The 20,840-nt window shown below is 59.4% G+C and carries 16 protein-coding genes; 13 read left to right on the forward strand and 3 right to left on the reverse strand.

Features of this window, described 5'->3' with window-relative positions:
• Nucleotides 1-258 precede the first annotated feature (258 nt).
• From dnaG to O6929_00950, 4 genes are all read left to right on the forward strand, one after another.
• Nucleotides 259-1,998: a DNA primase gene (gene dnaG, locus O6929_00935; GenBank protein MCZ6478960.1), complete on the forward strand. Its 1,740-nt coding sequence runs from the start codon at nucleotides 259-261 to the stop codon at nucleotides 1,996-1,998.
• A gap of 83 nt (nucleotides 1,999-2,081) precedes the next feature.
• The gene (gene rpoD / locus O6929_00940; protein ID MCZ6478961.1) at nucleotides 2,082-3,854 is read left to right on the forward strand and encodes an RNA polymerase sigma factor RpoD; all 1,773 of its coding nucleotides are present in this window, start codon (nucleotides 2,082-2,084) and stop codon (nucleotides 3,852-3,854) included.
• Between the two features lie 106 nt (nucleotides 3,855-3,960).
• A complete protein-coding gene (locus O6929_00945; protein MCZ6478962.1) occupies nucleotides 3,961-4,821 on the forward strand; it encodes a C4-type zinc ribbon domain-containing protein in 861 nt (286 codons plus the stop codon).
• A gap of 366 nt (nucleotides 4,822-5,187) precedes the next feature.
• Entirely contained in the window at nucleotides 5,188-9,285 is a 4,098-nt protein-coding gene (locus tag O6929_00950) for a diguanylate cyclase (protein MCZ6478963.1), read from the forward strand.
• 60 nt (nucleotides 9,286-9,345) lie between these two features.
• Here O6929_00950 and rnhC read toward each other — a convergent pair whose 3' ends face one another.
• Complete coding sequence (gene rnhC, locus O6929_00955) at nucleotides 9,346-10,053, reverse strand: ribonuclease HIII (protein MCZ6478964.1); 708 nt, start codon at nucleotides 10,051-10,053, stop codon at nucleotides 9,346-9,348.
• A gap of 198 nt (nucleotides 10,054-10,251) precedes the next feature.
• On the opposite strand from rnhC, the gene O6929_00960 reads away from it, so the two are divergent.
• From O6929_00960 to O6929_00990, 7 genes are all read left to right on the forward strand, one after another.
• Nucleotides 10,252-10,845 (forward strand): DUF721 domain-containing protein, encoded by a 594-nt coding sequence (locus O6929_00960; protein MCZ6478965.1) that lies wholly within the window; start codon nucleotides 10,252-10,254, stop codon nucleotides 10,843-10,845.
• 222 nt (nucleotides 10,846-11,067) lie between these two features.
• Nucleotides 11,068-11,964 carry a UDP-3-O-acyl-N-acetylglucosamine deacetylase gene (lpxC, locus tag O6929_00965; protein MCZ6478966.1) on the forward strand — a complete coding sequence of 299 codons (897 nt, stop codon included), beginning with the start codon at nucleotides 11,068-11,070 and terminating at the stop codon, nucleotides 11,962-11,964.
• Nucleotides 11,965-12,093: 129 nt separating this feature from the next.
• Complete coding sequence (locus O6929_00970) at nucleotides 12,094-14,325, forward strand: ATP-binding protein (GenBank protein MCZ6478967.1); 2,232 nt, start codon at nucleotides 12,094-12,096, stop codon at nucleotides 14,323-14,325.
• Nucleotides 14,325-15,728 (forward strand): sigma-54 dependent transcriptional regulator, encoded by a 1,404-nt coding sequence (locus O6929_00975; GenBank protein MCZ6478968.1) that lies wholly within the window; start codon nucleotides 14,325-14,327, stop codon nucleotides 15,726-15,728. The genes O6929_00970 and O6929_00975 overlap by 1 nt, the downstream gene beginning before the upstream one ends.
• A gap of 1 nt (nucleotide 15,729) precedes the next feature.
• Nucleotides 15,730-16,338, forward strand: coding sequence for a methyl-accepting chemotaxis protein (locus O6929_00980; GenBank protein MCZ6478969.1), 609 nt, complete (start codon nucleotides 15,730-15,732; stop codon nucleotides 16,336-16,338).
• Nucleotides 16,339-16,345: 7 nt separating this feature from the next.
• Nucleotides 16,346-16,738, forward strand: coding sequence for a polymer-forming cytoskeletal protein (locus O6929_00985; GenBank protein MCZ6478970.1), 393 nt, complete (start codon nucleotides 16,346-16,348; stop codon nucleotides 16,736-16,738).
• A 516-nt stretch (nucleotides 16,739-17,254) separates the two neighbouring features.
• Complete coding sequence (locus O6929_00990; GenBank protein ID MCZ6478971.1) at nucleotides 17,255-18,340, forward strand: M48 family metallopeptidase; 1,086 nt, start codon at nucleotides 17,255-17,257, stop codon at nucleotides 18,338-18,340.
• A gap of 143 nt (nucleotides 18,341-18,483) precedes the next feature.
• Here O6929_00990 and O6929_00995 read toward each other — a convergent pair whose 3' ends face one another.
• Complete coding sequence (locus tag O6929_00995; GenBank protein ID MCZ6478972.1) at nucleotides 18,484-18,792, reverse strand: hypothetical protein; 309 nt, start codon at nucleotides 18,790-18,792, stop codon at nucleotides 18,484-18,486.
• 239 nt (nucleotides 18,793-19,031) lie between these two features.
• Here O6929_00995 and O6929_01000 point away from each other — a divergent pair, with 239 nt between their 5' ends.
• The gene (locus tag O6929_01000) at nucleotides 19,032-19,169 is read left to right on the forward strand and encodes a hypothetical protein (protein ID MCZ6478973.1); all 138 of its coding nucleotides are present in this window, start codon (nucleotides 19,032-19,034) and stop codon (nucleotides 19,167-19,169) included.
• An 86-nt stretch (nucleotides 19,170-19,255) separates the two neighbouring features.
• Here the strand turns inward: O6929_01000 and O6929_01005 are convergent, their stop codons facing one another.
• A complete protein-coding gene (locus O6929_01005; protein ID MCZ6478974.1) occupies nucleotides 19,256-19,459 on the reverse strand; it encodes a cold shock domain-containing protein in 204 nt (67 codons plus the stop codon).
• Between the two features lie 322 nt (nucleotides 19,460-19,781).
• Here O6929_01005 and galU point away from each other — a divergent pair, with 322 nt between their 5' ends.
• Entirely contained in the window at nucleotides 19,782-20,681 is a 900-nt protein-coding gene (gene galU, locus O6929_01010) for a UTP--glucose-1-phosphate uridylyltransferase GalU (GenBank protein MCZ6478975.1), read from the forward strand.
• Nucleotides 20,682-20,840: the final 159 nt, after the last annotated feature.

Consider the following 20,840-nt stretch of genomic DNA (forward strand, 5'->3'; position numbering starts at 1 on the left):
GCCCGGATTATTCACATAGAAGTAAATAATCTGCCCTCCGGGCTTCGACTCCGCCCCGGGTTTGCGGGGCGTCGCTCAGGGCTAGCCTTGAGGCCCGCCGCAGCGGCGGGATCGAAACCTGCCGGTGCGGCCGAGCCCGCATCTGCAGGCGCATTATTCACGAAGACACTCCGTTCGTGAATAATGCGGGCTAGGGCGCCCTTCCACCCGGAAGGGGAAGAGCCCTGCGCTATCCGACAAGCATTATCGAGGTAGTCCGTGGGATTTATCCCTGAGGAAGTAATTGATCAGGTGCTGAAGGCCTCGAACATTGTGGATGTGGTCGAGGGCTACCTGCCGCTGAAGCATGCCGGAAAATACTACCGAGCCCTCTGTCCCTTCCATACCGAAAAAACGCCCTCTTTCACCGTCAATCCTGAGCGCCAAATCTTTTATTGCTTCGGGTGTGGGGAGGGTGGGGATATCTTTCGCTTCCTGATGCGGCGGGAAGGGTTTACCTTCCCCGAAGCGGTCCGGCATCTCGCCCACCGGGCAGGGGTGCTGCTCCCGGAGAAAGGGAGAGGCCGGCGGGGAGAGGGTCTCCTGAGACTCCATGAGGTACAGCGACTGGCCTGTGACTTCTTCCGGAAGGCCTTGAATAATCCAGAGGGAAACGAGGCCAGGAAATATCTGATCCAGCGCGGGGTGGACGCAGGGTTCGTTGAGCGGTGTCAGCTCGGCTATGCCGTCGGGGAGTGGGAGGGGTTGCTCCGGGAGCTCACTAAGCAAGGACTGTCCGCGAGCCAGGTAGAAGCCGCGGGCCTGGCCCTCCCCAGGCAGGGGGGGCGCGGATACTACGACCGGTTCCGGGATCGTCTGATGATCCCCATTTGCGATTCCACGGGAAAGATCGTCGGATTCGGCGGCCGGGCCCTCGGGGACCAACAGCCGAAGTACCTGAACTCCCCCGAGACCGCCATCTATCGGAAGGGGGTTCACCTGTACGGTCTTCACTTGGCGGCGCGGCCAATCCGGGAGGCGGGGATGGCGCTCGTGGTAGAGGGTTATTTCGATGTGATCGCCCTGCACGGTGCGGGATTTCCCCACACGGTGGCCTCCCTGGGCACTGCCTTGACTGCCGAGCAGGTATCCCTCTTACACCGCTATGCCGAGAAGGCGGTCCTCATCTTTGATCCCGACCCCGCGGGCATCCAGGCAGCCTGGCGAGGGCTCGAACTCTTGGTTGCAGAAGAGATGGGGGTGTCGGTAGTCGTCCTCCCGAAAGGGAAGGATCCGGATAGCTTCGTCCGCGAGTTCGGCAAGGATGCCCTCATGGGGCGCGTAGCGGCGGCTCAGGATTTGGTCGATTTTCTCCTCACGCGAGCAGAGGAGCGGACGGGACTACAGGGTGTGGACGAAAAGGCAGCTGCGGCGCGACAGGTGGTCCAACTCATTGCCCGGATGCCGGAAGGGGTCCGGAGAGCGAAGTATGTGCAGAAGCTCGCAGAGCGGTTAGGGGTCGCGGAGGCGGTGGTCCTGACGGACCTCCGCCGTATGGGGTCCTCGGAGTTGGCCCCGACGTCGGCCCCCCCACCGTTGCTGGATTTTCCCCCGGTTGAAAAGACCTTGATCCAGATCTGTCTTCTCTTTCCGGACCTTCGGCCTCTCATCTGGAGGACCCTCCAGGGCGAAGAGCTTTCGGCAGCTCCCCTGCGGGCCATCTACCGGTTCCTCCACGAATACACGGGAGGAGAAGAAAATTTGGCCCGGGCCCTGAGCCACCATCCCGATGCCAAGGTCCGGCAGGTGGCGGCGGGGCTGTTTGTCCAAGGGGGAGAAGAGTTCAGCGATCCGCATCGGATGGCAAAGGACTGTCTAGTGCGGCTGCGGCTCCAGGACATTCAGGACCAGCTGAGGAAAGCGCGTGAGCAGGGAGACCTTCTTCAGGTGAAAGCGCTTCTAGAGCAGAAGCGGACACTCGCCGCTGGTCAGATTTCCAGAATGGACTATATTACTTAATGTGCTTCTGATGACCAGATCTTAGCGATCCGGCATGATAAAGGTAAATAAAGGTAAATAATAAAGAAGGAGGAGATGGCAGTATGACAGATGAGGTAAGGCTGGAGGAGCTCAAGGTCCTCATCGGCGTGGGCAAGAAAAAGGGATACCTGACCTACGAGGAGATCAATAATCATCTTCCGGAAGATGTTACCTCTGCTGAGCAGATCGATCGCATCTTAAGCCTCTTGAATGAGATGGACATCGAAGTCCTCGATGCCCCCCACCAGGCCGGGCGAGCGGGGACAAAGAAGGCAGCGGAGCGCCCGTCGGCTAGGGCAGAGGCGGAAGTGGAAGTGGATCTCAGCCCCTCGCCGGTCGGACGAACCGATGACCCGGTACGGATGTACCTCCGGGAGATGGGGAAAACCCCGCTTCTCACCCGGGAGGGGGAGATCGGAATTGCCAAGCGGATCGAGGAAGGACGCCGCGAGGCTACCGATTCAGTCTGCCGAGCTGAGATCGCCGCTCGAGAGGTGATTTTCTGGGGGGAACGTCTGCTCCAGGGCCGAATTCGGGTGTCCGATCTGATCGCTCTCAACGAATTTGACGAAATTTCAGAACAGAGGGAAAAGGAATTGGTGGCTGAGGTTGCGCCATCCCTGAAGAGCGTTCGGAAGGAACAGGAGAAAGTAGATGATTTAGCCAAGCGCTTCGAGCGGGCCGAGCGACGAGGGAACACAAAGCGGGCAGAGCGCCTGTACCACGAGATTCAAGAGAAAAGCGAACAGCAGGCCGCGCTCCTGCGGCAGCTGAATCTCAACCAGCGGGTCATAGAACGGATCGTCGCCCGCATGCGAAGCATCCTTGAGCGGATTGAGAAGGCCGAGCAGGAGATGAAAGAGCTCAGGCGGTTCGCGCGGTTGAGCGCCGCCAACTTCAAGGTGCTTTACGATACCACCCTGGGCAATGGTGTCTCAATGCGGACACTGATCCGGCGTACTAAGTTTTCCCGCGAGAAGCTAGAAGAACTTCAGCGGCAGATCAAGGTCATCACCAAGAAGATCGACCGGGCCGAGCAAGAGGCCGACGCCAGCTCGAGCGAGCTGCGCGAGCTAATGCAGGCTATTAGTCGGGGTGAGCGGAAGGCGCTGGATGCGAAGCGGGAGATGGTGGAGGCTAACCTCCGTTTGGTCATCTCTATTGCGAAGAAGTACACGAACCGGGGCCTCCAGTTTTTGGACCTCATTCAGGAGGGGAATATCGGTCTCATGCGGGCGGTGGAGAAGTTCGAGTACCAGCGGGGTTATAAATTCTCCACCTATGCCACCTGGTGGATCCGGCAGGCAATTACCCGGGCCATCGCCGATCAGGCCCGAACCATCCGGATCCCGGTCCATATGATCGAGACCATCAATAAGTTGATCCGTGCCTCCCGCCAGTTGGTGCAGGAATATGGTCGGGAACCCAGCCCGGAGGAGATTGCCCAAAAAATCGACCTCCCCGTGGACAAGGTGCGGAAGGTCCTAAAGATCGCTCAAGAACCGATCTCCTTGGAGACCCCTATCGGAGAGGAAGAGGATTCGCACCTGGGGGACTTTATCGAGGATAAGGGGGCGGTCTCACCTCTCGATGCGTTCATTGGAATCAATCTGGGAGCGCAGACCGACGATGTTCTGCATACCTTGACCGAACGGGAGCGAAGGGTGCTGCGCCTTCGGTTCGGGATCGGGAGTGGTGTGGACCGCACCCTGGAAGAGGTAGGACAGGAGTTCGACGTCACCCGGGAGCGGATTCGGCAGATTGAAGCCAAGGCATTGCGCAAGTTGCGACATCCCACCCGAGGCCGGAAGCTCCGAAGCTTCGTCGAACCCTAGGCCCCCAGGGGGGGCCATTTATTGGTTCACAGTTCACAGTTCAGGGTTCGTGACAAATGAATGGCTGTCAGCAATCAGCTGTCAGCTGTCAGCCTGGCAAGAGCGGATGGCTGACTGCGGACTGCTGACAGCTGCTCTATGGGCCCACCAACTCGTTCAGAGTTCAGGGTTCAGAGAGAAAAACGAAAAACGGATTTTTGTGGTCTTGCTTGCCACCACGAACCATGAACCCTGGACCATACGCCATGAACCGGGAGAGGATGTGCGGGAGGACCTGGCCCAGGTAGTGGATTTGCAGAATCTCGATCTGGAGATCGCCAGGCTCCAGAGAGAGGTCGAAAAGATCCCGCGGGAGATCGCCGAGTTGGAGCGACAGCTGGCCAGCTCCCGAGGGGCATGGGAGCAAGCCCGTGAGCGCCTTGCCGCTATCGAGCAGCTCCGTCGGGGCAAGGAGCGGGGCGAAGAAGAAGTCAAGGCGGAGCAGGGTAAGCGGCAGACGCGTCTCTTCGAGATCAAGACGAATCAGGAATATGCAGCGGTTCTGAAGGAGATCGAGGGACTTAAAGAGCGCCGCTCGAAACTTGAGGACGAAATCCTCGAACTCTTTGACCAGATTGAGGCGGCCCAAGGGGCGGTCCGCAACGAGGCGGCCCTCTTTCAGGAGCGAGAGAAGACGTTTGGAGAGCAACAGGCTACCAAGGAAGATGAGCTCAAACGGCTCCAGGGAGAGCTGGGTCTCCTTGAGGAGGAACGGCGCCGTCAGGTGAGCCGCGTGGAGCCCGGACTTCGCCAAACCTACACACGTATTCTGCGCAGCCGGGGCGGCGTGGCGGTGGTCCCGGTGAAGGACGGCTCTTGCCTAGGCTGTCATGTAGCTCTCACCCCCCAGACCTATAACGAGCTCCGAAAGGGAGATCTCCTGCTCAGTTGCGCGAACTGCCAGCGGATCCTTTACTGGAAAGGATGAAATCCGCCACGGCTCACCGATATGTACGAAGCCATGCAGTGCACCGAAGCCCTCCCTGCCCTGACCGCAAGGTCCTGTACCCCCCCGCCCGAGAAGCGCTACCTGCCCGCGAGTAGCCCTACCGGTGATCCCTCGTAGTTTTTTTCAACAATTTCAAGCAGTTACATAGCGAAGCTTCCCTGCAAGACAGCCAGCACATGAAACGTCCGTGGGGGCCTTTGCGCGCTTCCCTGGGACGCTGTGTGGGTGCCCACGTTGTAGGCATTTTGGCACGGTTGGTGCACCACTTGAGGAAACGTAAGAGCCCGCCAGGGAGAGGTGTCTTCAGAATAGGGGCTGGGTAATCCGAGCGACGGGATCATAGACATGGCGATCTCAGCGGTCCGTGAAGCTTCACGACTCATCTTCGTCGATGAGCTGACGGGGCTCTACAACCGGCGGTTCATGCGACAGTATCTCCGGGACCGCCTGGACCACTTTGTTCAGAGCCGCACACCCCTGTGCGTCATCATGTTCGATCTCGACGGCTTCAAGCAGGTGAACGACACCTACGGGCATCTCGAGGGAGACCTCGTCCTCAAGCGCCTAGCCCAACTTATCCGTGAGACGGCCCCGTCGGGGAGCTACGCGATCCGTTTTGCCGGCGACGAGTTCTTTGTCTTTCTCGAGGGTGTTGACGGGGCCGGCGGGGTGAGCGTCGCCGAGGGGATTCGAGAACGAGTCGCCGCCCAGCCGTTCAGCAGCGACAAGGTTCCAGACGGTGTCCCGGTGCAGGTGAGCGTCGGCGTCGCCGCCTGTCCGGAGGACGCCACCAGCGCGACCGATCTCATAGATGCGGCCGACCAGGCGCTTTACCAGTCCAAGCGGATGGGAAAGAACTGCGTGAGTCGGGCGAGCAGGTCAATGCTTCCGCCTGAGGAGGAGGTCCTCGAGCGGTTTCCTTGTCCGCGCGTCGTTGGTCGGTACGCCGAGCTTGAGAAGCTTGATCGAGCACTGGTGGACTCTGCCGACCGGAAGCACCGCTTCCTCCTCGTGGAGGGGCACCGAGGCCTCGGAAAGAGTCGTCTCCTGGCCGAAGTGATGCAGCGCGCCGGCACCCGTGGCCTTAGGTGTTTCTTTGGACGCTGCCTGGAATCACACCAGGCTATCCCATACAGCAGTCTTACCCCGGTGGTGACCGAGTGCTTGACCCGGGAGCACGGGCAACTGGAGTCTGTCATGAGGCGGCTGTCGGGCCCGACGCTGACGGAGCTTGGGACGATCATTCCCGGGCTCGCGACCGCCGATGGGCCGCGGGAATCCCTCACCGCTGAGGAACGGCGAAGTCTGCTCTTTCACGGCATGGGAGATCTCCTCTGCCTGCTTTCAGAGCGGGCCCCGCTGGTGCTGTTCCTCGACGATATCCACTTCGTGGACGACGCAAGCTTGGAGGTCCTCTATCGCCTTCTGGACCGGGACGACGGCGGGGTGGTCGTCTACGGTGCGGGCCGGTCGGAGGCCCTCACCCAGCAGGAGGCCCCACCCCCACTGCTGCGTCTCTTCGCCCTCCTGCGCCAATCACCGAATTTTTCGAATGTGAGCCTCGACACGCTTGCACCGCAGGACGTCAAGCAGATGCTCGCGGCAATCCTGGAGCGGCACACGCCCTCGCCTGCCTTCTTGCAGCATCTGTTCGAGGCGAGCGGGGGAATTCCGCTGTTCGTCGAGGAGACGCTCAAGGGGCTCATCGCTAAGGGGGTCCTGAAGGCGGCGGAGGGAAACTGGGACCTAGACGCGGTGAATCTCGCCGAGATTCCGGCGTCGCTGGAGGCCGCAGTCCTCGGGGGGTTGGAAGCCCTTGACCAGGAAACCCACGCCATGATCTGGAAGGCGGCGGTGGTCGGCCCTCACGTGGACCTCACGCTGCTGGCCGGGGTGCTGGGGAAGGACCCAGGGGAAACCCAGCAGCTCGTTGATCGCGGGAAGAAGCAGCGGGTGTTCGAGGAGCCGGGTCCGCTGTCGGACGAGGAAGAAGTGCGGTTTTTGAGCCAGTGCTTTCAGCAAATTGTCTACACCGGCCTCGGCCAGGATGATCGCCGACGCACCCACCGGGTTGTCGGGGAGGTGGCGGAGCGGCTCGCGGGGTCGCAGGTTGAGGCGGTGTTGGGGCCGCTGGCATATCACTTCGAGCGCTCGGACGATACGGCCAAGGCGGAGTTCTACAGCCGACGAGTGCAGGAAGTCTCGACACAGCTCTTTTCGGCGGACGAAGTGGAGCGAGAGCTGAGCCTGAAGGTCGGGGCGCAGGACTTCCAGTTCCAGCTGGACGAGCAGACCTTCCCTCTGGCCGAGAGATTTTTGAGAACCTTGACCGTCGCGGTGAAGAACATGCGGCTGTACCCCGAGGGGAGTCAGCTCGTGACGGAGAGCGTGGCGGCGGCCACCACCACCCTACTGGACCTGCTAGGCCAGGTGGAGGCCGTGACTTTCGCCGAAGAGGGTCAGGCCCTTCTGGGCAACGGCCAGCCACTGGAGCGGAAAGGGCTACATCAGGTCGTCGAAGAAGTGTTGCAAGTCTACACCGACCATGGGATTCGCCGGTGCACCTTCGCGCGCGGGATCACCCAGACTGATGTGATGGGCCTGCTGAAGATCCTGAGCGGGCCGTCTCAGGGGATCCAGCACGACGTGGCATTCTGGGAGCAACGGCTCGAGTCGATGGGGATCGAGCACGTGGACATCTTTCCAGTCATCTATCTGGCGGCGGGGGAAGCGAAGACCGTTTGGAGGCGTGAACAGGCGGAGGCACGTCTGGACGATCCGACCCTGGTGTTGGTCCGTGACATGCTCCGCTCGCTCGCGGCGACGGTCGACAACATTCGTCTCTACCCGCCCGAGAGCGAGCTGATCACCCTCACCCTCGATCAGCTGGATCGCCATACCCAGGAGCTCTTTGAGCGCCTCCCGAGCCTGACCGTGGCAATGGCAGAGGGGACGATCGTCGTCAACGCGACCCGACCGAATCCCCGCCAGTTCGGCATCACGATTGAGATCCTCCAAAAGCTCATGGAGGAAAGTGGCCTCACGAGCCTGACCATCCGGCGCGGCGTGACCCGCGAGGAGTTTCGGGTATTTCTCAGTCACTTGGCCTTGCCCCTCGAGGACGCGCAGCGAGCACCCACCTTCTGGCGGAGCATGCTCGAAAGACGTGGGATCACCACTATCGAGGTGGGAACCCGCATGTACGCGGCTGCGGTGGAACTGGAGAGTCCCCTCGAAACTGTCGCCGGGGAGATCTCCGAGGCCGAGGAGATCCTCCAGCGCGTGGCCCAATGGCTCCAGGACCCCCTGGCGGCATTCCTCGAAGGGCAAGTTCAAGAAGAGATCGCGCCCGTTCTCGGGACGCTGCTCGGCGTCGAGCGCGAGGATCTGGCGCGGCAGCTCGTGGGACGGACCACGGGTGCATTAGCCGAAGCGGATGGGAGTCTCCGCCGGAAGGCCGCCGAAGGACTTCATGTCTCTTTGAGGGGCGTGGGGGAGGCATCCGTTGATTGGCTGCTCGACTTGATGCTTGAAACCGTCGCGGATGCCGTATCCAGAGAAACAGAACCCGAGGCGTTCCAGGGCGAGGTGGAACTTTCGGCAGAGATCCTCAAACGGCTCCTCCAACGTAGAGACCTCGTGCGAGGGGCGCCTCTAGCCGAGGCTCTAGGCAGACTGCCAACGAGAAAGCCCGAGATGGAGAACTTTGTCGAGCCGGTGAGGAGGTTCGTGGACTCGCTGGCGCCATACCTCATGAAGCTGATCCTGGAGGGTGAGGACCTAGAGACTTCCCGCGTCGCCGCGACACTTTTGCGTGCCCAGGGGAACGCAGCGTTTCGGCTCCTCAGCCAGGAGCTGGCGCGGGCCGCTTCGCTCGAAAAGACCTGCCGTATTGTGGCAGTACTCGACGTCGTCGCGCCGGCCCTGGGAAGCGATTTTTTCTTTCTCCTAGGTCATTCGGAGGTGCAGATCCGGGCCGAGATGGCCAAGGCGCTCACGCGGCTCTCGCGAGTCCAGGCGGTGCGGTTTCTCCGGCAGGCTATGAGCCAGCCCGAGCCCGAGGTGGTGCTCGGAGCCCTCGAGTGCGTACGTGGGCTTGGGGGAGTCGAGTTGATCGACTCCGTGATCGGCCTGCTCGACCATCCACCGAGTGAGCATGTGCTGAGGGTCGCCTGCCTCCGCCTCGGTACGTTGCAGAACGCCCGTGCCGTCAGTCCGCTCCTTCGAATCCTCGGCCGCCGCCCGCGATTTTTCGGTCTGCGGAAGGGCCTTCCGGAAGAGATCCGAGCAACCGCTGCCCGCGCCCTCGGTGAGCTGGGCTTCCCAGAGGCGCGCGAGGGGCTGGAGGTAGCTGTCAAGGATCCGAGTAATTCGGTGCGCGCGGCGGTCCGCCTCGCACTTCACAAAATCCACCAGGAGCTCGAACCCGCGCCCGAGCGATGACGGCAGCGTACTGCGACTCCGCCAGGCTCATCTTACTCAACCGCCTGGACCCGCCACACGCTACTTCTTCTCAATGATCTTATGTGTTGTCTTGTGATGAATCTTCGCAACGATTCGCAATTCCTCTTCCCCCTTCTCCTTGACCACACGCCTTCCTGCTACGACCACGCTCTCGGACGCCCCCTTCGGCAGTTCAAACCCGTATTCGCGGCTGAATTTCTCCATCCGGGAGATGAACCTGTCGCGGGCCAGAATGGATGCAGCGGCCACCGCGAGGTATCGTTCCCCTTTCGGTACCTGGATAAGCTGGAGATGTTTTCCTTTTTCCATGAGCCGGGAGCGGATATAACGCTCATCCCCGAATTGATCGGCGACCGCATGATTACAGGGAAACCGTTCGAGCAGGCTTTCGATTGCCCTTGCATGGCCCCAAGCCAGGAGGTGGTTGAGATTCTTGCGCTCCCTCCGAAAGCTCTCGTACAGCTCGTTGTAACGCTTTGGGGTGATTACGACCTCTTCATACTTCCCGCGACAAATTTCCCGGATTCGCGCAGCGAGCTCGCGGCATCGCCTGTCTGAGAGGAGCTTGGAATCCCTCACGTCGGCCGCTACGAGTTTTGGCCCGGTCACCGAGTCGAAGAACACCGCTGCCACTACCATCGGGCCAAAGTAGTCGCCCTTCCCGGATTCGTCGGTCCCGATATGCGGAAGGGGAATCTCCTGGAGATCGGGATGGAGCCTGGCGGTTGCCTCAGCCGATTCGTTCATTGGGAACAGGTCCTAGACTCGGGTTCAGATCGTGGATGCACACGTACCTATCGAAATTGTCTCTCGATTCACCCAAAGATCAAATATGGTAAATAAATTACGTGAAGCCAAGTAAAAATTTTCGGTCAGTCGCCCGTGGATGTGTGAGGCCAATGTTGTCAGCGGGGAACTTACTTGACTTCGTGGCCGATCAAGCATATGGTCTCGGTGATCCCCAGTTGCCGTCGGGCAGGTGAGCCGCCTGCCGGGCCTGTCGTCTTGCACATCGATGAAGCTGCGCGGGCCGAGTCCGGCACTCCGAGGATCGGGGTAGTGAAAGGGAGCGAGATGGGTCATCCGGGCTTTACCTCTCTCCAGGAGGTCATAGGGAGAACACTGGACCAGCTTGGACTCGGTGTCAGTCTATCCACGGCAACCATTCACCGGGTCTGGTCAGAAGTGGTCGGTGAGGAAGTGGCTCGCCGCAGCCAACCGGGTCTCTTGAAGAACGGTCGTCTCCAGGTGACAGTGAGCGATGCGGTATGGCTCCAGCAGCTGACGATGTTGAAACCGACCATTCTAGCGAGCCTGGAGGCTCACTTGGGTTCGCGGGTGGTGCGGGAGCTCTTCTTCACTGTCGGCATACTCTCCTTTCCCCCTGTGCGTCGCGAATCGACCTTCCGGGGTCATAAGAGCGCCGCGATTTCTCCTGAGGTGCGTACACGCCTCCAGGAGGTTCTCCGACCCATTCAGGATGAGGAGTGCCGAATCGTGCTGACTCGGATTCTGAGGAAGGCGTGGGGAGCGGACTGAAGGACCAGTTGTGTCTTTTGTTCAACATGTGGGCTGCCAGGGTTGCAAAAAAATCACAATACCGAAAAACAGCAGTGATTGCCATCTGTTATTTATCTGAATTTAAAGGTGATAGTCAATGAAGAATCCCTTATCGCCGTTGGTACGGGCCTTGCATGCCGCTCGCACGTCTTGACCAAAAAGTTTTTCCAGCTTCGAAGGCCACGCGTGGCGGGAGGAGCAGTGGGACGACAGAAGACGATCCGGAACATTATCAGTTGTTCTGGCGTCGGACTCCATACCGGGCGGGAGATCACCATGACACTCCACCCCTTGCCGCCCAATTCTGGGATCGTCTTTCGGAGAATGGACCTCCCTGATACGCCTGTCGTTCCTGCCCGTCCCGAAAACATCCTTGACGTCCACTACGCCACAACCCTGGGGAAGGCCGGGGTCGAGGTAAAGACTGTAGAACACCTGCTGGCTGCCCTCGCCGGCCTCGGGATCGACAACCTCAGGATCGAGATTTCCGGGCCCGAGGTTCCCGTTATGGATGGGAGTGCGGCCCCCTTTGTCGATCTCCTCCTCCAAGCAGGGATTCGGAGGCATTATGTCCCCAAATCTTATATCGTGGTCACCAAGCCCCTCGTCATCGACATGGGGAATCGGAGCATCCAGATTCTCCCCTCCAGACGGTTCCGGGTCCATTACTCCATGTCCTTTGACCATCCCTGCTTTGCTGAGCAATCCATCGATCTCCTGGTCACTCGGCGCACCTTCATAAGGAAGATCGCGCCCTCTCGGACCTACGGTTTTCTCCGGGATGTCGAGCACCTCTGGCGCCGGGGCCTTGCCCTGGGCGGCTCCTTGGAAAATACCGTAGTCATTGGCGATGAGGGTGCCCTGAATTACCTCCGCTTCGAGGACGAGCTGATTCGGCACAAGGTGTTAGATCTTATTGGTGACCTGTACCTCCTCGGGCGTCCGCTGAAGGGGACCGTCGTGGCGAAAGGAGCGGGTCATCTTCTCCATACCACTCTCGTCAAGGAGATCCAGCGGCACCTCGAATCGAACGAAGTCTCCCGATGTGTCGTAACGGCCCCTGCATCTCTCCCGATCCCCGTGCCTGCCTCCTCTTGACGCCTCGGCTCCCCTGTCCTGTAAGGCCGTTTCTCCTTGTCAAACTGTTTCATTCTTGGCTATAGTAATATCCCCCATACCTCCCCGTTCCTCTTTCGGGTAAGGCGTAGACGCTCAGGAGAGACGCCGATGGTGGAGAATCTCGTCGAAAAAGCGGAACAGCGGCGGCGAACGTGGCCGATCATTGCCGGGGTGGCAGCGCTGGTCGCGGTGCTCACCGCAGTCCAGGTCCTCCTTCCCCAACTCCGGTATCCCTCCCCCATTCCGAGCAATATCCTGATCTTCGCTCTGGTGAACGTGAACCTTATCCTCCTCGTCCTCCTCGTCCTCCTGGTCTCTCGGAATCTGTTCAAGATCTATTTGGAGCGCCGGCATAACCTCGTGGGGTCCAAGTTTCGGGTGAAGCTGGTCGTGACGTTTTTGAGCCTCGCACTGCTCCCGGCTGCCCTGCTCTTCCTGGTGGCCTCAAACATCATCACGACCAGCGTGGACAGTTGGTTTAATATCCAGGTGGAGGAGTCCCTCGAGCGGTCTTTAGAGGTGGCAGAGACCTATTATCGGGATATTCACGAGCGGGCCCTCATTTCGGCCAGACACCTTGCTCGGCACATCGCTGCCGAAGGGCTCTTGGACGCTACCGAGCCCTACTTCAATCGGTTCGCGCGAGAGAAGCTCCAGGAAATGCAACTGGCAGTGATCCAGATCTTTGACCGCAAGGGGCGACAGCGGCTGCAGATCAGGGGAGGCCATGTCAATAAGGATGAGGCGCTCGCGGCGACGTCTCGTTATGTGCGGCGGGCCCTGACGGGCCGGGACCAGTCTCTCATCCAGACGACCGGGATGGGGGATCTCGTTCGAGCTATCGTCCCGATCAATCTTCCGTCAAGCAAGGGTCAGATCATTGGGGTGGCTGCGGTGGGCTATCTCATCCCAGGGGGGATGGCCCGAAAGGCCACCGATATCACCACGGGGATAGACGAATACAAACAACTGAAGATGCTCAAGAACCCGATCAAAGGCATTTACAACATGCTCTTCCTGATGGTCACGTTGGTGATCATTTTCGCGGCCGTCTGGGTCGGCGGACATATGGCTCGGCGAATCACTGTTCCCATCCAGAAGCTGGCCGAGGGGACACGGGCTGTGGCCTCCGGAAACCTGGAGTATCAAGTGCAGGTAGAGGCGGATGATGAAATCGGGACCCTCGTCGACTCCTTTAACCGGATGACTCAGGATCTCGGTCGGAGCAAGGTCGAGCTGACGGAAATGAACCGGGATCTGCAGCGGACCAATGTCGAGCTGGGACAGCGCCGAGCGTACATGGAGACGGTCCTGGAAAGCATCGGGGCCGGCGTTCTTTCTGTGGACGCAGAAGGACGAGTGAATACCTTGAACCGCGCGGCGGCTCGCATGCTAGACCTCGACACCACAATGGCCCTCCAGCGACACTATCGCGCGCTCTTCGGCGTGGATCCGTTGACCCCCCTCCGCCATCTGATGGACCGGATGACCCAGGATGGACGAGCCACGGTGAATGAAGAAGTGACGCTCTCCCTTTTGGGTCGGATGGCGACCTTCGTGGTTAATATCTCGAGCCTGAGAGGTCGGGAGGGCGAATATCGCGGGATGGTGGTCGTCTTTGATGACATTACTGAACTCATGCGGGCCCAGCAGGCTATAGCGTGGCGGGAAGTGGCACGACGAATCGCCCATGAGATCAAAAACCCCTTAACTCCAATTAGGCTCTCCACCCAGCGTCTTCGAAAGAAGTTTGCTCAAGGCTCTGACGATTTCTCCCGGGTTTTTGACGAGTGTACCGAGACCATCGTTCAGGAGGTGGACGGTCTCAAGGCTTTGGTCGATGAATTTTCCCAATATGCCCGGATGCCGAGCTCTCGTGCTCGACCAGGTGACCTCCATGCGTTGATCGAGAAGGTCCTCAATCTGTACTCCGGAATCTCCAGGCGCATCCGGCTGACCGCCGGTCTCGATCCCCAGGTGCCCCCGATCAACATGGACCCGGATCAGATGAAGCGAGCGTTGGTCAATCTCGTGGACAATGCAGTGGCGGCCGTGGGGGAGGAGGGGGAGATTTGTCTGAAGACTCAGTATGTGCCGGACGAGGGAAGGGTCCGCTTGGAGGTGAACGACACCGGGCCTGGCATTCCGCCGGAAGACAGGGAGCGCCTTTTTCTTCCCTACTTTTCCACTAAGAAATCTGGGACCGGCCTGGGACTTGCCATCGTATACCGGATTATCACAGAGCACAGCGGAACCATTCGGGTAGAAGAGAATCACCCGCGAGGGACCCGGATGATCATGGAATTTCCCACGCTGCCGGTTGTGGCCGAGGTGGTGTAATGATGGTGATGCCGAGGGAGAACATCCTGGTCGTAGACGACGAACCCAACATCCTCAAGGTGATTAAGGATATTCTCACCGACGAGGGGTATGCGGTGCGGACCGCCCACACTGGGGAAGAGGCCCTCGCGGAGGTCCAGCGCTCGTCTCCCGACCTCGTGATCTTAGATATCTGGCTTCCAGGAATGGATGGGCTGCAGGCCCTTGACATGCTTAAGGGGATGATTCCCGAGACACCGGTGATCATGATCTCGGGACATGGATCCGTCGAAACGGCCGTACGGGCCCTCAAGATGGGAGCCTATGACTTTATCGAGAAACCTCCCGAGATCGAGCGCACCCTTTTGGCAGTCCGGCACGGCCTGGAACAGCAGCGCCTCCTGCAAGAGAACCGGGCCCTTCGACAGCACCTCGAACGCCAATACGAGATCGTCGGCGACAGTCCAGCGATCCGGAAGCTTCTCAAGCAGATCGAGTCGGTTGCGCCAAGCCACGGCCGGGTCTTGATCCGAGGGGAGAGTGGAACCGGCAAGGAGCTGATCGCCAGGGCCATTCATCGGGGAAGCCTGCGGGGCGAGAAGCCCTTTGTGGAGGTCAATTGCGCCGCCATTCCGGACGAACTGATTGAGAGTGAGCTCTTTGGCCACGAGAAGGGGGCCTTTACCGGAGCCACCAACACTCGCCGTGGTAAATTTGAGCTCGCCGACGGGGGGACGATTTTTCTGGACGAGGTCGGCGACATGAGTGTCAAGACACAGGCCAAGGTTCTCCGCGTGCTCCAGGAGCAGACCTGTGAACGGGTGGGGGGGACCGAGGCTGTCCGGGTGGACGTCCGAGTCATTGCTGCTTCCAACAAGGATCTGGAGGTGGAGATCCACGACGGGCGATTTCGGGAGGACCTCTACTATCGTCTGAACGTGATTCCCATTGAGGTGCCCCCGCTCAGGGAGCGCCGAGAAGATGTATCGCTGTTGGCCCGACACTATCTGAAGGGATTCTGCGCCGAGTACGGCAAGCGGGAAAAGAGCCTCTCGACAGACGCGATGGAACTGTTCTTGCAACATTCTTGGCCGGGGAACGTCCGGGAACTCAAGAATGTCATTGAACGGCTAGTTATTATGGTTCCCGGAGACGTTATCCACCGCTTTGATGTCGAGCCCGCATTGCGGCCTCGCCCAGGCCGAGAGGAGGCGGCCGCGTTCGTCCCCGAGGTCTGGAGGAACGCCTCGCTTCGAGAGGCGCGAAACCGGTTCGAGCGGGAGTATATTTTGACGCATCTGCGGGAAAATCAGTGGAATATCACCCGGGCGGCGGAGCGGCTGAAAATCGAACGTTCAAACCTTCATCGGAAGCTCAAGGCGTACGGCATCGTGGCCCCCCCCGAACGGGAAGGGGGTCCATGAAGTGCGCAACCCGTCGAGGCGACGCCGATTCTACGTCCATGGAATCCAGAAGAAATACGTCTATCTCTCTCTCGTTCCCCTGATCATCTCTTCCCTTCTGATCATTGCGTTCCTTTTTGTGCCTCTGGATGTCCTTCTCTACTCCTCCGCCTCTGCCACCGTTAAGCAAACAGTCGCTCAGGATCTTCAGGCCTTGGGGATCCGCATCTGGCCGGCCATCTTTGTCGCCATGGTCGTCTCGGCTTTTCTCAGTGTTTTTATCACGGTTTTTTTCACTCACCGCTTTGCCGGCCCCCTCTACCGGTTCCAGCAGGTGGTAGACCGGATGGCGGCAGGGGATCTCTCCACGGGGTTCAAGCTGCGCAAGGGGGATGATCTCGTGGAGCTGGAGACCGCCCTGAACCGGGCCATCGAGAGCCTGGCCGAAACCGTCCAAGAAGTTCAGGGTCGTCTCGGAGATCTGACAGAGCGGCTCGGGACATTGGTCCGGTCGGGCGGAGATCGATCCGAACACTCGCCGGAGCAGGATTTTGTTGCGCTCTTGGAGAAAGCGCAGGAGGCGCAGACAGCTCTGGCGCGCTTCAAAATTGAGGCAGAGAGGGGGAACTGAGGAAAGGATGTCCTTCGTCATCGGCAAAGGATTAGTGGTCCGGGGTGAGCTCTCGGGCGAAGGAAATATCGAGCTGGGGGACCAGTTTGAGGGAAAGATTTGCCTGACGGGGAGCGTGGTAGTCTTAGAGGGAGCCTCCATCCAGTCGGACATCTCCGCGACTGAGATAGTGGTGGCCGGAGCGGTTCGCGGAAATCTCATGGCTACAGAAAAGGTCGAGTTTTCATCGAGTGGCCGTCTGTTTGGAAACGTCCGGAGTAAAGTCCTGGTCGTTCGGGAAGGCGCGAGGGTGAGCGGGAGGATCCTCGCAGGGGCTCCGTCGATTCCGACCGATGAATTGGCGAAGATTGCCGAGCAAGTGCGTCGAGAGGAGGCACGCGATCTCTGGCGCAGTCCCTAGCCCGCATTATTCACCAAGACACTCCGTTCGTGAATAATGCGCCTGCAGGTGCGGGCTCGGCCGCACCGGCAGGTTTCGATCCCGCCGCTGCGGCGGGCCTCAAGGCTAGCCCTGAGCGACGCCCCGCAAACGCGGGGCGGAGGCGAAGTCCGGAGGGCAGATTATTCACTTCTATGTGAATAATCCGGGCTAGACCGTGGGACCGACGATTCAGGTCCCGAAATACTCGCCCCAAGCAGATCTTCCGGCAGTAGCCTCCACTTTGTAGGATCCTGATTCCCCCCCGATGTCAGCCGCGTCCGTTTCCCCATGTAGGGCACCCCCCGGATCAACCCGAAGGGGAAGAAGTTGGCGAGATATACCCCGATTTCCAAAGCCTAACTTCCTTGCTGAACTAGAAGGACAATGGTACGATATGGCGCCACCCGGATTTGGACGTGCAATTGAGCCGTTTTTGCACCTGTGAGCTGACGGCGGAGGCGTGGAGAGATGACACCCTGCCTGTGGTGCGGGGGGATGAATCGCCGGGGGTTCCTGCGGAGCCTGATCCTGCTGGGGGGAGGGCTTATGGGGGAGCTGCTCCAGGGGCGAGGGCCGGCCTGGGCCTTCTCGGTGATCTCTTCGAAAAAGGAGGAGGCCATCGGGAAACGAGCGCACCCAGAAATCCTGAAAAGGTTTGGTTATTACAAGGATGCGGCCATTCAAGCCTACGTCACTCAGGTGGGTCACCGCGTGTTGCGGGAGGCGGAATCCTCTCCCTTCAAATTTCAGTTTACCGTCGTCGACGATCCGATGGTCAACGCCTTTGCCGTTCCCGGGGGCTTCGTCTATGTTACCCGGGGGATCCTGGCCGAGCTCAATAGCGAGACAGAGCTGGCGGCAATCTTGGGGCACGAGATCGCTCACGTCACTTCCCATCACTCTGCCGAGCAGATGACGCGTGCCCTCGGAGCCCAAATCTTGACATTGGGCCTTGCTGTGGTGAGTCCGGGAGGCCGGGAAAACGCGGCTGGTTGGTTGGCACTGTCCAGTGAGATCTCTACCCAGATCTTGCTGGGTTACGGTCGAGAGGCTGAGCTGGAGTCGGACGAGAAGGGGATCCGCTGGGCCACGAGGGCGGGCTACAATCCTCGGGGGATGATAAGCTTCATGCGGACCCTCCAGATCAAGAACCGCCTCAGTGGCGTGGGGTATCACGCCTTCCGAGCCACCCACCCGGGCACCTTAGAACGGATCGACCGAGCTCGCGTCATGATCGAAATTCTGGACCCCCCAAAGGGAAAATTCCTTGACGCTCCACACGGAAGATCCCTCGTGGTGAAGACGGATGAATACAAGGCCCGACTGGAGGGGCTGGTCTATGGCGCGCGCGGTGAACGAAAACGGGTAAGGGTCGTTACCGCCCGAGGGGGCGAAAGCTTGAAAGAGATGGCCATGACCCTCTGGGGGAAGGAGAATCGGGCGTGGGACCTGGCCCTCCTCAATGGAATTCGGGATGAGGACCGCCCTCTGCGGGCGGGTGAGAAGCTTAAAGTGATCTACGACCCCTACGAGGAAACCACGCTCAGGATCCCGAAAGATCTCTCCCGGACACTCCCTTAGCAAGACAGGATGGCAGGTGAAGGTCTGTTGCCATGGTTTCCCCATGGGACGCGTGGAGTATTGTCGATGCCCCATGACACGCTTCTTGCGACGTTGCCTTTGGGCGAGTATGGTAGGAGCAGTGGGGCGCAACCGGCGAGACGTCACTCTAAGGTCTTCAACGTCTCTTCGTATTCTTCGACCATACTGGGATGTCCAAATTTCTGCGCGGCCCGAATCCCCGCCGTATAGGCTTGGCGAGCCTCTGAGATCTTACCCAGTTTCGCCAGGGCCTGGGCCAGCGTCCGATAGGCTGCTCCCTCATCTTCCGTCAGGCTGAAATACCTCTCCATGGCCGTAACACACTCGTGATACTGTCCTGCGTTAAAGTATTCGTTGCCCAGCATGTAAAGGAGCAAGGCGTCGGTGGGATTTTTCTTAAGCATCGCTTGTAGGGCTTCCAATCTGCTCATACACGCTCCTTTCTCGGGCTCCCTTCCCAGTGCTTGAGGTGCTCCCCTCTGTTGCTCGGGACGTGTGACCACACCTCCCCTGCTATAGTAACTGAGATTGGTAGCAGTAGGAAACCACGGCAACCGGAATTCGCGAAGGCTTTCCTCCTCGCTGGCCCCTCCAGCATGTTAATTTACTTGAATTTCGCGCACATTTCGGCGATGATGGATTAAATTAAGAGCAGTATTGCTATGCGACTATGACGCAAGAGAAGGATATCCGGTTCTGTCCGTTTTGCTCTGTGATGGAATTCGACATGGCGACGGTGGGGGATACCGTCCACTGCGACCTGTGTGGCGTCGAAGTGCCGGTGGAAGATCTGGCAGAAACCATCTAAAAGAAGGGCGCGAGAGACTTTTGCCTCACCGTGAGGGGCCGCTTTACCGGCAAATTGTCTAGTTCCCCAAAGGGAAAGGGGCGAGACTACGCCTTCGTCACATTCGCAGCCTGCTTGCCCTTGGGGCCATCGACAATATCGAATTCCACCTCCTGGCCTTCCGTCAGTGACCGGAAGCCGGTCCCTGCGATGGCAGAATAGTGGACGAAAACGTCGTCCCCATCGGGCCGCTCAATAAAGCCGTAACCCTTGGAGTCATTAAACCACTTTACCTTGCCATTGACCCGCACTGCTTTCCCTCCTTTCCTGTCCTGCTCAAAGTTCCGGGGCTGGAAAACCTGGTGCAGTCCTTTCAAGCACAAAAAAACCGCGAAGGTCCTCGATCTCCCCCCGCGGTCGAGCAAACCAACGGGATCGAAACCACTCGGTGCGGTACGGATATCGAGTGCTGCTCCAGGTCCTTTTCCTGCAAAGAGCAGGCGTGAATCTAAGGAATTTCCCGGACGTTGTCAAGTCCTTTTTCGCTGTACACATATTGACTTTCGCAGAGGGGTTCTATAGTCTCTAAATTTGTAACGACGCACAGAATGGGCGAGACGAAGGGGTGATGGCGTGAAGGTCCGAAAGGCGGTCTTTCCGGTCGCCGGCTTAGGGACCCGATTTCTGCCGGCCACGAAGGTGCAGCCCAAAGAGATGCTCCCCATCGTGGACAAACCGGTGATCCAATACGCGGTGGAAGAGGCACTGGCGGCCGGCATTGAAGACATCATCATGGTCACCGGTCGCGGAAAGAATGCCATTGAGGATCACTTTGACCGTTCAGTCGAGCTCGAATACGTCTTGGCCGCCCAGGGAAAGGAGGATCTCCTTAGGGATATGCGCAGAATCGCGGAGCTCATCACCTTCTGTTACATCCGCCAGAAGGTGCCGCTCGGTCTCGGCCACGCCGTCTTGGTAGCAAAGGATGTGGTCGGCGAGGAGCCTTTTGCCGTGGTATTGCCGGACGACCTCATCGATGCCCCGGTCCCAGCCACTGCACAGCTCTTAGCGGTCTTCCACCGGTATCATGCTTCGGTGCTTGCGGTGTGTCCAGTCTCCCGAGAGAGCGTGAGCAGCTACGGGATCATTGCGGGGGAGCCGGTCGAAAACGGGGTGTACCGGGTGACCGGTCTTGTAGAGAAGCCCTCTCCTGAGGAGGCCCCCTCCAACCTGGGGATCGTGGGCCGATACATCCTCACCCCGCAGGTCTTTGAGGAACTCGAGCGGACGCCATCAGATGCCAAAGGAGAAATTCAGCTGACCAACGGCCTGAAGGGGCTCTTGGGACGCCAGGCAGTTTACGCCTATGAGCTCAATGGCCGGCGGCACGATACGGGGAACAAACTGGGATTTCTGAAAGCCACGGTGGACTTGGCCTTGAAGCATCCGGACGTAGGAAAGGCCTTTCGGGAATATCTCAGAGGGCTGGATCTCGATGAGGGGGGATCGAACACCGATGGCCCAGATGGGTAAGCGCAGTCCGGGCACGGCGGAGACCCAGCGACGGAGCATCGAGCGGGAGCGTGCCTTTCGGCGCGACCAGCGAAAAAAGTAGTCATCCCAAACTGGAGGTGTCATTGGTGAAGCGTGGAAAGAAGGAGTCGAAGACCGTAACAGAGGTGAAACTGGAAG

Source organism: Candidatus Methylomirabilota bacterium (assembly GCA_027293415.1).
In the GTDB taxonomy this organism is placed as follows: Bacteria; Methylomirabilota; Methylomirabilia; order Methylomirabilales; family CSP1-5; genus CSP1-5.

Bases quoted from the DNA above. Each gene is read 5' to 3' on its own strand.
- O6929_00995 (MCZ6478972.1), bottom strand. From the start codon at position 18,792: ATGAGCAGATTGGAAGCCCTACAAGCGATGCTTAAGAAAAATCCCACC.
- rpoD (MCZ6478961.1), top strand. From the start codon at position 2,082: ATGACAGATGAGGTAAGGCTGGAGGAGCTCAAGGTCCTCATCGGCGTG.
- O6929_01000 (MCZ6478973.1), top strand. From the start codon at position 19,032: ATGACGCAAGAGAAGGATATCCGGTTCTGTCCGTTTTGCTCTGTGATG.
- O6929_00970 (MCZ6478967.1), top strand. From the start codon at position 12,094: ATGGTGGAGAATCTCGTCGAAAAAGCGGAACAGCGGCGGCGAACGTGG.
- O6929_00985 (MCZ6478970.1), top strand. From the start codon at position 16,346: ATGTCCTTCGTCATCGGCAAAGGATTAGTGGTCCGGGGTGAGCTCTCG.
- O6929_00960 (MCZ6478965.1), top strand. From the start codon at position 10,252: ATGGTCTCGGTGATCCCCAGTTGCCGTCGGGCAGGTGAGCCGCCTGCC.
- O6929_00990 (MCZ6478971.1), top strand. From the start codon at position 17,255: ATGAATCGCCGGGGGTTCCTGCGGAGCCTGATCCTGCTGGGGGGAGGG.
- O6929_00945 (MCZ6478962.1), top strand. From the start codon at position 3,961: ATGGCTGACTGCGGACTGCTGACAGCTGCTCTATGGGCCCACCAACTC.
- O6929_00950 (MCZ6478963.1), top strand. From the start codon at position 5,188: ATGGCGATCTCAGCGGTCCGTGAAGCTTCACGACTCATCTTCGTCGAT.
- rnhC (MCZ6478964.1), bottom strand. From the start codon at position 10,053: ATGAACGAATCGGCTGAGGCAACCGCCAGGCTCCATCCCGATCTCCAG.
- O6929_00975 (MCZ6478968.1), top strand. From the start codon at position 14,325: ATGATGGTGATGCCGAGGGAGAACATCCTGGTCGTAGACGACGAACCC.